Annotated in this window: 11 protein-coding genes; 10 read left to right on the forward strand and 1 reads right to left on the reverse strand. The window is 71.3% G+C overall.

From position 1 onward, the window contains the following. The first annotated feature begins 148 nt into the window (after positions 1-148). The 3 genes from ACIQHQ_RS00305 (at position 149) to ACIQHQ_RS00315 (ending at position 4020) form a co-directional block, all read left to right on the forward strand. Positions 149-2347, forward strand: a complete 2199-nt coding sequence (locus ACIQHQ_RS00305; protein WP_402608577.1) for a polysaccharide deacetylase family protein — start codon at positions 149-151, stop codon at positions 2345-2347. Further along, a complete protein-coding gene (locus ACIQHQ_RS00310; protein ID WP_402608579.1) occupies positions 2344-3654 on the forward strand; it encodes an acyltransferase in 1311 nt (436 codons plus the stop codon). The genes ACIQHQ_RS00305 and ACIQHQ_RS00310 overlap by 4 nt, the downstream gene beginning before the upstream one ends. A gap of 75 nt (positions 3655-3729) precedes the next feature. After that, the gene (locus ACIQHQ_RS00315; RefSeq protein WP_402608581.1) at positions 3730-4020 is read left to right on the forward strand and encodes a hypothetical protein; all 291 of its coding nucleotides are present in this window, start codon (positions 3730-3732) and stop codon (positions 4018-4020) included. On the opposite strand, the gene ACIQHQ_RS00320 is transcribed toward ACIQHQ_RS00315, so the two are convergent. Then, positions 4003-4545: a hypothetical protein gene (locus ACIQHQ_RS00320; protein ID WP_402608583.1), complete on the reverse strand. Its 543-nt coding sequence runs from the start codon at positions 4543-4545 to the stop codon at positions 4003-4005. The genes ACIQHQ_RS00315 and ACIQHQ_RS00320 overlap by 18 nt on opposite strands. Before the next feature lie 619 nt (positions 4546-5164). On the opposite strand from ACIQHQ_RS00320, the gene ACIQHQ_RS00325 reads away from it, so the two are divergent. From ACIQHQ_RS00325 to ACIQHQ_RS00355, 7 genes are all read left to right on the forward strand, one after another. Then, a complete protein-coding gene (locus ACIQHQ_RS00325; RefSeq protein ID WP_402608585.1) occupies positions 5165-6550 on the forward strand; it encodes a nitrate/nitrite transporter in 1386 nt (461 codons plus the stop codon). Between the two features lie 116 nt (positions 6551-6666). Beyond that, complete coding sequence (locus ACIQHQ_RS00330; protein WP_402608587.1) at positions 6667-7818, forward strand: uroporphyrinogen-III synthase; 1152 nt, start codon at positions 6667-6669, stop codon at positions 7816-7818. A gap of 651 nt (positions 7819-8469) precedes the next feature. After that, a complete protein-coding gene (locus ACIQHQ_RS00335) occupies positions 8470-9063 on the forward strand; it encodes a CGNR zinc finger domain-containing protein (protein ID WP_402608589.1) in 594 nt (197 codons plus the stop codon). A 352-nt stretch (positions 9064-9415) separates the two neighbouring features. After that, on the forward strand, positions 9416-9937 hold the full coding sequence (locus ACIQHQ_RS00340; RefSeq protein WP_010039908.1) for a sigma-70 family RNA polymerase sigma factor: 522 nt from the start codon (positions 9416-9418) through the stop codon (positions 9935-9937). Further along, entirely contained in the window at positions 9937-10764 is an 828-nt protein-coding gene (locus ACIQHQ_RS00345; protein WP_402608591.1) for an anti-sigma factor family protein, read from the forward strand. The genes ACIQHQ_RS00340 and ACIQHQ_RS00345 overlap by 1 nt, the downstream gene beginning before the upstream one ends. 126 nt (positions 10765-10890) lie before the next feature. Further along, entirely contained in the window at positions 10891-13188 is a 2298-nt protein-coding gene (locus ACIQHQ_RS00350; protein ID WP_402608593.1) for a HelD family protein, read from the forward strand. Positions 13189-13530: 342 nt separating this feature from the next. Then, a complete protein-coding gene (locus tag ACIQHQ_RS00355) occupies positions 13531-14964 on the forward strand; it encodes an NAD-dependent malic enzyme (RefSeq protein WP_402608595.1) in 1434 nt (477 codons plus the stop codon). Positions 14965-15134: the final 170 nt, after the last annotated feature.

Consider the following 15134-nt stretch of genomic DNA (forward strand, 5'->3'; position numbering starts at 1 on the left):
GGAGCACGCCGGCACCGTCCCCGCAGCACCGACATCCCCGCAGCACCGCATCCCCGCAGTACCGAACGTCCCCGCAGCACCGACATCCCCGCAGTGCCGAACGTCCCCGCAGCACCCCATCCCGCACCACCCCGGAGTACCACCACCCATGGCATCCCGTACCCGCCGTTCCGGGCCGGCGCCCCGAGCCCGTGGCGGCTCCAGGCGCCGCCTGCCGCTGCGCCTGCTCCTGCCCCTGCTCGTCCTCGTCGCGCTGATGGCGATGCTCATGCTGCGCGGTTACGTGCACAGCGAGATCCTCGCCGACCACCGGGTCCGGCCGCCCGCCGCCACCGACCAGGTGCCGGAGAAGATCATGAGCGGCGGGCCCGTCATCGACACCCGCAGCGGCCGCACGGAGAGCCTGCGTGTGCCCGACCACCGCCTGGTGCTCACCTTCGACGACGGCCCCGACCCGGTCTGGACGCCGAAAGTCCTGGACGTCCTGAAGGAGCACGACGCACACGCCGTCTTCTTCGTCACCGGCACCATGGCCTCGCGCTACCCCGACCTGGTCCAGCGCATGGTCGATGAAGGCCACGAGGTCGGCCTGCACACCTTCAACCACCCGGACCTGTCCTACCAGTCCAAGAAGCGCATCGACTGGGAACTGTCCCAGAACCAGCTCGCCCTCTCGGGCGCGGCGGGCATCCGTACCTCCCTCTTCCGGCCGCCGTACTCCTCCTTCGCCGACGCCATGGACAACAGGTCCTGGCCGGTGACCGAGTACATCGGCGACCGCGGCTACATCACCGTCGTCAACAACACCGACAGCGAGGACTGGCGCAAGCCCGGAGTCGCCGAGATCGTCCGGCGTGCCACGCCCAAGGGCGGCCAAGGCGCGATCGTCCTGATGCACGACTCCGGCGGCGACCGCCACCAGACCGTCGAGGCACTCGACCGCATGCTGCCCGACCTGCGCGAGAAGGGCTACGCGTTCAGCAACCTCACCGAGGCCCTCGACGCCCCGAGCGCCCACTCCCGCGTCACCGGCCTCGACCGGTGGAAGGGCGCGGCGTGGATCTTCCTGGTCCAGGCCTCGGAGCACCTCACCGACGGGCTGGTCGTCGCACTCGCGGTCGTCGGCACCCTCGTCATCGGCCGTTTCGTGCTGATGCTGCTGCTCTCCGGGGTGCACGCACGCCGGGTGCGCCGCCGCGGTTTCCGCTGGGGAGCGCCGGTCACCGAACCGGTGTCGGTTCTGGTCCCGGCGTACAACGAGGCCAAGTGCATCGAGAACACGGTCCGTTCCCTCGCCGGCAGTGACCACCCCATCGAGGTCCTCGTCATCGACGACGGCTCCTCCGACGGCACGTCACGGATCGTCGAGGCCATGGGCCTGCCGAACGTCCGGGTCGTCCGCCAGCTCAACGCGGGCAAGCCGGCCGCGCTCAACCGCGGTGTGGCCAACGCCCGGTACGACCTGATCGTGATGATGGACGGCGACACGGTCTTCGAACCGTCCACCGTGCGCGAACTGGTGCAGCCCTTCGGCGACCCGCGCGTGGGCGCGGTGGCGGGCAACGCCAAGGTCGGCAACAAGGACACCCTCATCGGCGCCTGGCAGCACATCGAATACGTGATGGGCTTCAACCTCGACCGCCGGATGTACGACGTGCTGCGCTGCATGCCGACGATCCCCGGCGCGGTCGGAGCCTTCCGCCGCAGCGCGCTGGAACGGGTCGGCGGCATGAGCGACGACACCCTCGCCGAGGACACCGACATCACCATGGCCCTGCACCGCGACGGCTGGCGCGTGGTCTACGCGGAGAACGCCCGTGCCTGGACCGAGGCGCCGGAGACGGTCCAGCAGCTGTGGTCCCAGCGCTACCGCTGGTCGTACGGCACCATGCAGGCCATCTGGAAACACCGCCGAGCCCTGGTGGACAAGGGCCCCTCGGGCCGCTTCGGCCGCGTCGGACTGCCGCTGGTGTCCCTCTTCATGGTCCTGGCGCCCCTGCTGGCCCCGCTGATCGACGTGTTCCTCATCTACGGCCTCGTGTTCGGCCCCACCCAGAAGACGATCATGGCGTGGCTCGGCGTCCTGGCCATCCAGGCGGTCTGCGCGGCCTACGCCTTCCGGCTCGACCGCGAGCGCATGACCCACCTCATCTCGCTGCCTCTGCAGCAGATCCTGTACCGCCAGCTGATGTACGTCGTACTGCTCCAGTCCTGGATCACCGCCCTCACCGGCGGCCGGCTGCGCTGGCAGAAGCTGCGGCGCACCGGTGTGGTCGACGCGCCCGGCGGCGGCCCCCTGCCGCGCCAGCGGTCCCAGAGCAGCTCCGAGCGGAGGCCGGTGGCATGACCCACGGAAACCCGATCCCCACGTCATCTGTGCCGTCCGGCATGCCGGGAGCGTCCTACGCCATGCCACAGCAGCGCACGAGCGACCCCGCACCGGCGGGCGGACCCGCCACCGCGACCGCACCCGCCGCACCGGCGCGCCAGGGCGGAGGCCGTGACCGCTACCTCGACCTGCTGCGCTCGATCGCCCTGGTCCGTGTCGTCGTCTACCACCTGTTCGGCTGGGCGTGGCTGACGGTGTTGTTCCCGTCGATGGGCGTGATGTTCGCGCTGGCGGGCTCCCTGATGGCGCGCTCGCTGAACCGCCCGGCGTTCGGTGTGATCCGGGGCCGGATCCGCCGGCTCCTGCCCCCGCTCTGGGTGTTCGGCGTGGTGGTGCTGGCGATGATGTTCGCGGCCGGCTGGAACCCGCTGAAGGACCCCGACCGCGGCGGTGCCTGGGGCCTGGTCGAGCTGGCCAACTACTTCTTCCCCGTCGGCGCCCCGCCCTTCCCCTGGCACCTCGGCGCCAAGTCCGGCCTGCTGGAGGACACCTGGGCGGTGCAGGCGGCCGGTCCGCTGTGGTACCTGCGGGCCTACCTCTGGTTCGTCATCGCCTCCCCGCTGCTGTTGTGGGCGTTCCGCCGGGCACCGTGGCCGACGCTGCTGGCACCGCTGGGCCTCACGGCGGTCGTCGGCACGGGCCTGGTGAAGATCCCCGGCGAGACGGGCAACGCGGTGACCGACTTCGCGGTCTACGGCGGCTGCTGGATCCTGGGCTTCGCCCACCAGGAGGGCCTGCTCAAGCAGATCCCCCGCTACCTGTCGATCTCCTGTGCGGCCCTGCTCATGGCCTTCGGCCTGTGGTGGGCCTCGGGTCACCTGGGCCCCGACGGCTGGGACCTCAACGACATCCCCCTGGCCCAGGCGGCCTGGTCCTTCGGCTTCGTGGTAGTCCTCCTCCAGTACTCCCCGTCCTGGCGCGAACTCCCGGGCCGCCTGGCCAGGTGGGACAAGCTCGTGACCCTCTCCAACAACCGCGCTGTCACGATCTACCTCTGGCACAACCTCCTCATCATGGCCACGGTCCCGATCCTCGACCTGTTGTACGAGCTGCCGTTCCTCCAGAGCGACCGAGCGGTGTCCGCCCTGGACACCACGTACACCCTCTGGATGTTCGCCCTCGTCTGGCCCCTCATCGGTGCGGCGATCCTCGTGTTCGGCTGGGTCGAGGACATCGCGGCGAAGCGGAAACCCCGGTTGTGGCCGAATGGGGCGCCTCGGGTGAAGGTTCGTGGCAGCCGGAGGCGCTCGGCACCCCGAAGCTAAGCTGACCCGGCATCGGCGGGGGCGGACGACGAGTGGCCCTTTCCGAGGGTTCCTTTTCGGTCCAGGTGAGAGACGGTGGCCGCCTTCCGGGCCGAGGCGGAGCGCGCGGACGGCCCATACTTCGGCGGGGAGCAGATGCTCATCGAGGTCGAACTGCCTCTGGGACCAGCCCTGCGCGTGCACCGCCAAGAGCCCACGGACCCGGACGCGGACGGCGGAACGATCGTCGAGGGTGTGGCCCACTATGTCCTGCCGCGCCGGCACCCCACCGCGCTGGAAGGCCGGCTGCTGTGGACGTCCCTGGGACTCGGCGCGGAACTCGTCAAGGTCGCCGACGAGCTGGCGGACTCACTCCGCCTGGTGTGACGTGGCGGAACCCCGGCGCTTGGCGAACGCATCGCCGAGACCGAACCGCTCCCAGGGGACCATTGCGAGCGGCATCCAGCTGAACCCGACGGCGAAGACGGCGACGACGGTGGTGACCTGAGCCGGGAGGAACCACCCCAGCTGGGCGACGAGCAACGCCACGACCAGCAGCCAGACGTCGAACACCAGCACGGCCAGCACTTTGCGCGCCGCCGCTCCCGGACCGACCCGGGGCGTATCGTCGTTCCCCCGCACCATGCCGAACAGGATCACCGGCAACATCAGCCCGGTCAGCCCGCCGACCGCGATGCCTCCCACCACCAGGGCGTTGTTCCCGTCGTCGGGCACCATGCCGGACAGTGGGGCCGCGCCCACCGCCCTGCCCAGCAGGGCCACGGCCGCGAACGCGCCGAGCGTCGCCGTCGCCAGCACGAGGAGCATTCCCGCTCCGAAGGCGGCGTTTCCGGCAAAGGTGCGCTGCGGGCGCTGCGCCTCAGGCCGCTCGGCCCCCGACTCAGCGGACATGGACTTTCCCCTTCCCATGTGGGGTCCGCAAGAGGATAACGGGACTCCGTTCCCCAGGGTTTGCCGGTGTGGACGAGAACGGACGGCTGCGGTACCTGCCGCCGGCGCAGCCCCAGGGGCAGGGCAATCCGTTCGCGGGCGGGCCGTACGCGCAGGTGGTCCCCGGGCCGTATGCCCAGCCGGCACCGGGACCGTACGCCGGGCGGCAGCCCGCCCCCGGTCCCTGCGGCGCGTGGACGCCCGCCGGGTCGCGGCCGTCGGCTCCGCCCGCGCCGGGCCCGTACCCCGGCCCGGCCGCTTCCGGTCCCTACGGCGGTCCGCCCGTGCCCGGCCCGTGCCCGGGGGCCCTCACCAGCCCCGCACCAGGGCCATCCCGCGCCCGGGTCCTACGGGGCGCAGCCTCCGGGCCCGTACCACCAGCCCCACCCCCAGCACCCCCACGAGCAGTCCCCGCAGCACCGACACGGAAACCTCCCGCAACCTCTCATCCCGCCCGAGCCCGGGGTGAGAGCAAAGTTCCCTCGCGGTCACCCGGTGCCACAGGCAGGAAACGCGTCCTCCCTACCTTCGGGTCAGTCACACGAAGTACGACCGAGCCCCGGAGCACAGTGGAGGCGTCATGACAGGCCCTGGCACGGCACCCGCACCCCCGAGCAAGGGCGGACGCTGGATCCAGCACTGGGATCCGGAGAACGAGACGTTCTGGAAGGAGACCGGAGAGAAGGTCGCCCGCCGGAACCTCTTCTTCTCCGTCCTGTCCGAGCACATCGGCTTCTCGATCTGGACCCTGTGGTCCGTGCTGGTGCTCTTCATGGGCCCGGAGTACGGCCTGACCCCCGCCGACAAGTTCATGCTGACCTCGATGGTCACGCTGGTCGGTGCCGTCGTCCGCGTCCCCTACACCTTCGCCGTGGCGATCTTCGGCGGACGGAACTGGACGATCATCTCCGCGGCCCTCCTGCTGGTCCCCACCGTCGCCGCGTTCACCGTGATGGAGCCGGGGACCTCCTTCTCCACGTTCCTGCTCGTAGGACTGCTCGCCGGTGTCGGCGGCGGCAACTTCGCCTCCTCCATGACCAACATCAACGCCTTCTTCCCGCTGCGGAAGAAGGGCTGGGCGCTCGGCCTGAACGCGGGCGGCGGAAACATCGGCGTGCCGGTGGCGCAGCTGGTCGCCCTGGCGATCATCGGAGCGGGCGGCGGCCCGCGGGTGCTGCTCGGGATCTACATCCCGCTGATCGTCGTGGCCGCGGTCATGGCCGCCCTCTTCATGGACAACCTGGAGAACGTGAAGAACGACACCGGCGCCGCCAAGGACGCCGCGCGGGACGGCCACACCTGGATCATGTCGTTCCTCTACGTCGGCACCTTCGGCTCCTTCATCGGCTACAGCTTCGCCTTCGGCCAGGTCCTGCAGAACCAGTTCGGACGGACCCCGCTGGAGGCCGCGTACGTCACGTTCCTCGGGCCGCTGCTCGGCTCCCTGATCCGGCCCGTCGGTGGCCGGCTCGCCGACCGGTACGGCGGCGCGCGGATCAGCCTGTGGAACTACGTCGCCATGGGCGTCGCGACGGCGGTCCTGATCGGCGCCTCCATGGAGAAGTCGCTGGCGCTGTTCACCGGGGCATTCGTGGTGCTGTTCGTGCTGAGCGGGCTCGGCAACGGCTCGACGTTCAAGATGATCCCGGGCATCTTCCAGAACAAGGCCCTGGCCAAGGGACTGGAGGGCGAGGCGGCGGCGGCCTACGGGCGGCGGCTCTCCGGGGCCTCCATGGGCCTGATCGGCGCGGTGGGCGCGCTCGGCGGCGTCGGCATCAACCTCGCCTTCCGCCAGTCCTTCCTCTCCTACGGCTCCGGCACCGGGGCGTTCGTCGCCTTCCTCGCCTTCTACGCGGTCTGCTTCGCGGTCACCTGGGCCGTATACCTTCGCCGTACGGCTCCCCGGGTACCCGTCACCACCGCGACCTCGGAGGCGAAGCCGCAGCTCAGCTACGCCGAGGTGTGACGTAACACCAGCGCAATCACGCCGATCCGAGCCTGTCACGAGCCGTTGACAGGCTCGATCGGCATGTAGGTACGCCGTACCCACGAAGTACGACGACTGGATGCGGGACGAGAGCCATGTACGAGGAAGAACAGCGACCGGACCACGGACCCCTGGCGGGCTTCACCGTGGGCGTGACGGCCGCGCGCCGGGCCGATGAGCTCGGGGCGCTGCTGCAGCGGCGGGGTGCCGCCGTCCTGCACGCCCCTGCCCTGCGCATCGTGCCGCTCGCCGACGACAGCGAACTGCTGGCCGCGACGAAGGAGATCGTCGAGCAGCTGCCGGACATCGTCGTGGCCACGACCGCGATCGGCTTCCGGGGCTGGGTCGAGGCCGCCGACGGCTGGGGGCTGGGCGAGGAGCTGCTGGCGCGGCTGAGCGGCGTACGGATCCTGGCGCGTGGGCCGAAGGTCAAGGGCGCGGTGCGGGCCGCCGGCCTGACGGAGGAGTGGTCGCCGTCGTCGGAGTCCATGGCGGAGGTGCTGGACCGGCTGCTGGAGGAGGGCGTCGACGGCCTGCGCATCGCGATCCAGCTGCACGGTGAGCCGCTGCCCGGGTTCGTGGAGGCGCTGCGGGAGGGCGGGGCCGAGGTGGTCGGGGTGCCCGTGTACCGCTGGATGCCGCCGGAGGACATCACGCCGGTCGACCGCCTGCTGGACGCGACGGTCGCCCGGGCCGTGGACGCGGTGACCTTCACCAGTGCCCCGGCCGCGGCCTCCCTTCTCTCCCGGGCGAAGGAGCGCGGACTGCTCGACGAGGTGCTGGCGGCGCTCGGCCACGACGTCCTGTCGGCCTGCGTCGGCCCGGTCACCGCGCTGCCGCTGCAGTCCAGCGGCATCGACACGGTCCAGCCCGAACGCTTCCGCCTCGGCCCCCTGGTCCAGCTCCTGTGCCAGGAACTCCCCGCGCGGGCACGCTCCTTCCCGGTCGCCGGGCACCGTGTGGAGATCCGCGGCCACGCCGTCCTGGTCGACGGTGACCTCAAGCCGGTCCCGCCCGCCGGTATGTCCCTCCTGCGCGCCCTCTCCCGTCGCCCCGGCTGGGTCGTCGCTCGCGCCGACCTGCTGCGCGCCCTGCCGGGCTCCGGCCGCGACGAACACGCGGTGGAGACGGCCATGGCCCGCCTCCGCGCGGCCCTCGGCACCCCGAAGCTGATCCAGACGGTGGTCAAACGGGGCTACCGCCTGGCCCTGGACCCCAGCGCGGAAACGAAGTACGCGGACGCGTGAGCCCGTCCGGAGGTTGATCCAGAACACGCCGGATGTGGTCCTGCGGGGCGCACGGGCCGGCTGGGGAGAGCCGGGCCGGGGGTGATGCCCGGGTGGGGAGGCCTGCCTGGGGTGATACCCGCGCCGGGGAGTCGCCGGGTGTGGTGTTCGGGGGACGTGGTGTCCGGCCGGTGCCCGCCGGGGGGTGATGCCGGTGGTGGGCGGGGGTTGGTGCGGGGAGGCCGTCGGGGTGTGGTTGCCCGTGGGTGGGTCGGCCCGGGAGTCGGCCGGGTGTGGTGTTCGGGGGACGTGGTGTCCGGCCGGTGCCCGCCGGGGGGTGATGCCGGTGGGCGCGGGGCGGCCCGGGGGGAGGTCGTCCCGGGGCCGGTTCGGCTTCGGGAAGGGGTGCGCGGCGGGTGTCCCCGCGACCGGGGCGCGTGCTCGCGGCGCGGGCGGGCCGGTCTGGTCGCGTCCGACCGCCGGGCGTCACGGCCCCCCGGGGCGTGGCCTGAACGCGGGCCCCGCCGGGCGGCCGTCGGGGCGACGTGTGCGTGAGGGCTTTTCGGCGTCGTCGCGGGCAGGCACTGTAAGGGGGAACGGTTTCCCGGCCCTCTCACTGGCGTCTCACTGAAGCCTCGCGACCGGGGTGAACCCCTAGGCGGTGACAGGCACATGGCACTGGGTACGGCCACGACCCCGTACGAGCTGCGCTTCGACGCCGGGCGGATCTGCCTGGACCTGCTTTCCACCACGCACCCGCAGGAGCGGCTCGGCTCCGTCGACGTGCTGCGCGCCTGGATCACCGGCTCCGGACTCGTCCCCGCGGACACCGCCCTGGCCCACGCCGACACCGGCTGGGTGCTCGCCTTCCGTGAACTGCGCGATCAGATCGACCGGTTGGTGCGCTGCCGGCCGAGACCCGGAGTCGCGACGTACGACCTGGCCCTCGCCCGCGTCAACGACCTGGCCCGCACCGCGCCCCCGGCTCCGCGCGCGGTCCGCGGCGAGGACGGCCAGCTGCTGCGGCGGTTGGACGCCCCGCCCGGCTGCGCCGCCCTGCTCGCGGTCGTCGCCCGGGACGCCGTGGACCTGCTGACCGACCCCGTCGCCCGCGCGGCCCTGCGTCAGTGCGAAGGGGACAACTGCCCCATCGTGTACCTCGACACCTCCCGGGGACGCAGGCGGCGTTGGTGCTCCAGTGAGGTCTGCGGGAACCGCGAACGAGTCGCCCGGCATCGTCGGCGCGCGGCACTCGCCCGCGCGTAAAGCGGAATTGAGTGGTCCGTGCACTCAATTCCCTTGTCCTAAATGCGACTTCTGTGGCCGCGGCGGCAAAGTGATTTCGGTTACATGCCGTTTACCTACGCCACCGTAGGGAAGGCCTGGCTTGATCTGGCCGATGTGGCGGAAATGTAAAGAACGCGGGGTGGGAATGTGCACCCATGTCCCCCTCGTCACGTCACTCCGAGGAAATCTGTCGGGTCTCTTTGAACGCCCAACCGCTCACGTCCGTACGGCTTGTGGAGCGACCGACTGGGGGAACCCCCGGACACCGGAGGTGGGCGTGCGCAAAGATTCCGTCGTGGCCAATGAACGTGCACCGAGGGCCCGACATCGCATGTCCCAGCCCTCGGAACCCGACGAGGAGCTGATGCGTGCGCTCTATCGCGAACACGCCGGACCCCTTCTGGCATATGTCCTGCGCCTGGTCGCCGGAGACCGGCAGCGCGCCGAGGACGTCGTCCAGGAGACGCTCATCCGTGCCTGGAAGAACGCCGGTCAGCTCAATCGGGCGACCGGATCGGTACGCCCCTGGCTGGTGACGGTCGCCCGGCGCATCGTCATCGACGGCCACCGCAGCCGGCAGGCCCGGCCGCAGGAGGTCGACCCGTCGCCGCTGGAGGTCATCCCCGCGGAGGACGAGATCGACAAGGCGCTGTGGCTGATGACTCTCTCGGACGCTCTCGACGACCTGACCCCCGCCCACCGGGAGGTGCTCGTCGAGACGTACTTCAAGGGGCGTACCGTCAATGAGGCGGCCGAGACCCTGGGCATACCCAGCGGCACCGTCCGCTCCAGGGTGTTCTACGCCCTGCGTTCCATGAAGCTCGCACTGGAGGAGCGGGGGGTGACGGCGTGATGAGTGTTTACGGGGGTAATCAGGGATTCGGTACGGGAGGCATGGGTATGTCTGGCCCCATGCAGGAATCTCCGGTGCCGAACGAGCACGAGACCGTCGGCGCCTACGCCCTCGGCATCCTCGACGACGCCGAGGCGACCGCCTTCGAAGCCCACCTCGCCACCTGCGAATGGTGCGCCCAGCAGCTCGACGAACTGGCCGGCATGGAGCCGATGCTCGCCGCCCTCGCCGATCTGCCCGGCTCCGGCAGCACACCGGCGATCGGCGAGTCGCTGTCCGCGAAGCCCCGCCCGCGCCTGGTGGAGAAGCTGGTCGACGAGGTCGCCGACCGCCGCGCCCAGAAGCGCCGGCGCAGCTTCTACATGGTGGCCGCGGCCGGCGCGCTGATCATCGGCGGCCCCTTCGTCGCGGTCGCGACGAACGGCGGCGACAGCGGCGGCTCGGAGAACCGCCCGCTCGCCGCGAGCCCCGCCAAGGAGGCCTTCGACGGCATCTCCGACAAGATCTCGGCCACCGACCCGACCACCAAGGTCACCGCGACGGTCGCCGTCCAGAAGAAGGATTGGGGGACGGGCGTGGTCACCGAGATCAAGAACGTCAAGGGCCCGCTGAAGTGCGCTCTCGTCGCGGTCGGCAAGAACGGCGAGCGCGAGACCCTGTCCTCCTGGTCCGTCCCGGAGTGGGGCTACGGCCTCCCCGACGCCAGCACCGAGAAGGCCAAGCAGCCGCTGTACGTCCAGGGCGGCGCCGCGTTCGACCCGAACCAGATCGACCACTTCGAGGTCGTGACCTTCGACGGCAAGCGGCTGGTCGAGGTCGACGCGTAGGACTGTTCGGCCGTACGGCGGGCGCCATCGGGGCAACTGTTCCCGCGCCCGCCCGCCCGCCCGTAGCCTCCAGGGGTCCCCTTCGCGTACGGTTGACGGCTGCCCAGCACGTCAGAAGGGGGCCCGGTGGCCGTTCAGGCTCAGAGACAAGACGCGGTCGGTTCGGTGCACGATTCGGTTCGTGACCGGGAGATCCACGTCGAACAGGAACACCTGGACCGGGTCTACCGGCGCCTCGAGGAGAAGATCCACGAGGCGGAGTTCCTGATGCAGGACGCGGCCCGGCGCGGCCAGGTCGGCACCCCGGGCGCACTGGCCGAGCGGGACGCCCAGGTCTTCCGCGCGGGCATCCACCTCAGCCGGCTGAACAACGAGTTCGAGGACTTCCTCTTCGGCCGGATCGACCTGCTGACCGGCAAGGACGGCAAGAAGGGCCCCGACGGGGCGTACACCGCGATCGAGCCGGCGGAGGGCGCCGTACGCCCCGACCACACCGCGGACATCGCCGAGACCCTGCACATCGGCCGCATCGGCGTCCTCGACCAGGACTACGCGCCGCTCGTCATCGACTGGCGGGCCCCGGCCGCCGCCCCGTTCTACCGCTCCACCCCCGTCGACCCCGGCCGTGTCGTCCGCCGCCGCGTCATCCGCTCCAAGGGGCGCAGGGTGCTGGGCGTCGAGGACGACCTGATGCGCCCCGAGCTGACGGCGTACCTCGACGGCGAGGAGCTGCCCGTCATCGGCGACGGCGCCCTGATGGCCGCGCTCGGCCAGGCGCGCAGCCACACCATGCGCGACATCGTCGCCTCCATCCAGGCCGAGCAGGACCTGGTCATCCGCGCGCCCGCCGCCTCCGTGACGTACGTCGAGGGCGGCCCGGGCACCGGCAAGACCGCGGTCGCCCTGCACCGCGCCGCCTACCTCCTCTACCAGGACCGGCGGCGGTACGCGGGCGGCATCCTGATCGTCTCGCCGACCCCGCTGCTCGTCGCCTACACCGAGGGCGTGCTGCCCTCCCTCGGCGAGGAGGGCCAGGTCGCCATCCGCGCCATCGGCTCCCTGGTCGAGGGCAGTGAGGCCACGCTCTACGACTCCCCGTCCGTGGCCCGCGCCAAGGGCTCCTCCCGCATGCTCAAGGTGCTGCGGAAGGCCGCGCGCGGGGCACTGGAGGGGAACGATCCGCCCGCCCGGCTGCGCGTGGTCGCCTTCGGCCGCCGTCTGGAGCTGGAGGCCGGGGAACTGGACGGCATCCGCCGCGCCGCCCTCGGCGGGACCGCCCCGGTGAACCTGCTGCGCCCCCGCGCTCGCAAGCTCCTCCTGGACGCCCTGTGGGAGCGGTCCGGCGCGGCCGGCCGGCACAGCGACCCTGAGCTCGCGGCCGAGCTGCGCTCCTCCTTCGACGAGGACATCACCTGCGAGGACGCCTTCATCGCGTTCCTCGACGCCTGGTGGCCGGAGCTGACCCCGGCGGCCGTCCTCGACGCCATGGCCGACGAACGCCGCCTCGGCCGCTGGGCCCGGCGGATCCTGAACCCCGGCGAGGTCCGCAAGGTCGCCCGCTCCCTCAGGCGCGAGGGCCGCTCGGTGCACGACATCGCCCTGCTCGACGAGTTGCAGGCCGTCCTCGGAGCCCCGGCCCGCCCCCGCAAGAAGCGCGAACTCGACCCGCTCGACCAGCTCACCGGCCTGGAGGAGCTGATGCCGGTGCGCGAGGAGTCGCAGCGCGAGCGCGCCGAACGCCTCGCCCAGGAGCGTGTCGAGTACGCCCACGTCATCGTCGACGAAGCCCAGGACCTCACCCCGATGCAGTGGCGCATGGTCGGCCGCCGCGGCCGGCACGCCACCTGGACGGTCGTCGGCGACCCGGCCCAGTCCTCCTGGTCCGACCCCGACGAGGCCGCCCAGGCCCGTGACGAGGCCCTCGGCAGCCGCCCCCGCCGCCGCTTCGAACTCACCGTGAACTACCGCAACCCGGCCGAGATCGCCGACCTCGCCTCGAAGGTCCTCGCCCTCGCCATGCCCGGCTCCGTGTCACCGAAGGCGGTCCGCTCCACCGGTGTGGAGCCCCGCTTCACCCTCGTGGAGGACACGCTGGGCGCGACCGTCCGCGACGAGGCGGCCCGGCTGCTGGAGCGCGTCGACGGCACGGTCGGCGTGGTCGTCGCCATGCAGCGCCGCGACGAGGCGCGCCGCTGGCTCGCCGGTCTGGGCGACCGGGTCGTGGCGCTGGGCAGCCTGGAGGCGAAGGGCCTGGAGTACGACGCGACGGTCGTGGTCTCCCCGGCGGAGATCGCCGACGAGTCCCCGGCCGGCCTGCGCGTCCTGTACGTCGCGCTGACCCGGGCCACCCAGCAGCTGACGGTCGTCTCGGCGGACCGGGACGACCCCGACGCGGCGGGAATTCCGGATCTGCTCAGGGACTGAGGCCCGATACCCACTTGTCGGCGAAATGAACTACCGGTACGGGAATGGCCTTACGGGATCTGTTTGTTAGCCTGGATGTGGCACCGGCTCGATCCAAGCCCCCGGGCCCAACCTTCGTCGCTACGAGCGACCACTTGCCGCGAGGCGAGCATGGCGGGTCGGTGCCACTTACTTCGAAAGGGACCCACGTCCACGTGACGTGGGTCTCTTTTTTTCCGGCCCCTTCCACCCCGTTCCGCGAACAAAACGTTCGCAATCGAGGGCGGCTACCTGCTACTCGGCGGTAGGTGCGACGATCGGACGGCACAACTCAGCGTCAGGTGAAAGCAGAGGAAGTCGGCCATGGCAACGGCGCCCAGCGTCTCCTACTCGATGACGGTCCGGCTGGAGGTGCCCGCGAGCGGAACCGCCGTCTCGCAGCTCACCACCGCCGTGGAGTCCTCCGGAGGCTCGGTGACCGGCCTCGACGTCACCGCATCCGGTCACGAGAAGCTCCGCATCGACGTCACCATCGCGGCCACGTCGACCGCGCACGCGGAAGAGATCGTCGAGGAACTCCGCGGCATCGAGGGCGTCACGCTGGGCAAGGTCTCGGACCGGACCTTCCTCATGCACCTCGGCGGCAAGATCGAGATGGCGTCCAAGCACCCCATCCGCAACCGTGACGACCTCTCCATGGTCTACACGCCGGGCGTGGCCCGCGTGTGCATGGCGATCGCCGAGAACCCCGAGGACGCCCGCCGCCTCACCATCAAGCGCAACTCCGTTGCGGTCGTGACGGACGGTTCCGCCGTGCTGGGCCTGGGCAACATCGGCCCCAAGGCCGCGCTGCCCGTCATGGAGGGCAAGGCCGCCCTCTTCAAGCGGTTCGCCGGCATCGACGCCTGGCCGATCTGCCTCGACACCCAGGACACCGACGCGATCGTCGAGATCGTCAAGGCGATCGCCCCCGGCTTCGCGGGCATCAACCTCGAGGACATCTCCGCCCCGCGCTGCTTCGAGATCGAGGCCCGGCTGCGCGAGGCCCTCGACATCCCCGTCTTCCACGACGACCAGCACGGCACCGCGATCGTCGTCCTCGCCGCCCTGACGAACGCACTTCGTGTCACCGGCAGGGCGATCGAGACCATCCGGGTCGTCATGTCCGGCGCCGGCGCGGCCGGTACGGCCATCCTGAAGCTGCTGCTCGCCGCGGGCGTGAAGAACGCCGTCGTCGCCGACATCCACGGCGTGGTGCACGCGGGTCGCGAGGACCTGGTGGACGCCGCCCCGGACTCGGCGCTGCGCTGGATCGCCGACAACACCAACCCCGAGGGCCTCACGGGCACCCTGAAGGAGGCCGTGCGCGGCGCCGACGTCTTCATCGGCGTCTCGGCCCCGAACGTCCTCGACGGGGACGACGTGGCCGCCATGGCCGACGGTGCGATCGTGTTCGCTCTCGCGAACCCGGACCCCGAGGTCGACCCGGCGATCGCCCGTCAGACCGCGGCCGTCGTCGCCACCGGCCGTTCGGACTTCCCGAACCAGATCAACAACGTGCTGGTCTTCCCGGGTGTCTTCCGAGGTCTGCTGGACGCGCAGTCCCGGACGGTCAACACCGAGATGATGCTGGCCGCCGCCAAGGCGCTCGCGGACGTGGTGACCGAGGACGAGCTGAACCCGAACTACATCATTCCGAGTGTCTTCAACGACAAGGTCGCGGGCGCGGTCGCCGGTGCCGTGCGGGAGGCCGCCAGGGCGGTCGGTGCGGGGGCGGGCAGCCCGTCCGGCGTCTGAGGCCCAGGCCCGCCCGGACCCCTGCCGCAGGGCCCGGGGGCGCCGGCTCCCCGGACTGTGAGTAACCCCACGGCCGCCGGGAACCCGGCGCGTCGCAAGAACCCTGTCAGCAGCGCAGCTATCGTGGCGCCAGGCTCAGGCCCTCTTTTTCGTGTGACTCCCCAAGGGTG

Origin of the sequence: Streptomyces sp. NPDC092370 (assembly GCF_044755265.1) — a bacterium.
Classification (GTDB): Bacteria; Actinomycetota; Actinomycetes; order Streptomycetales; family Streptomycetaceae; genus Streptomyces.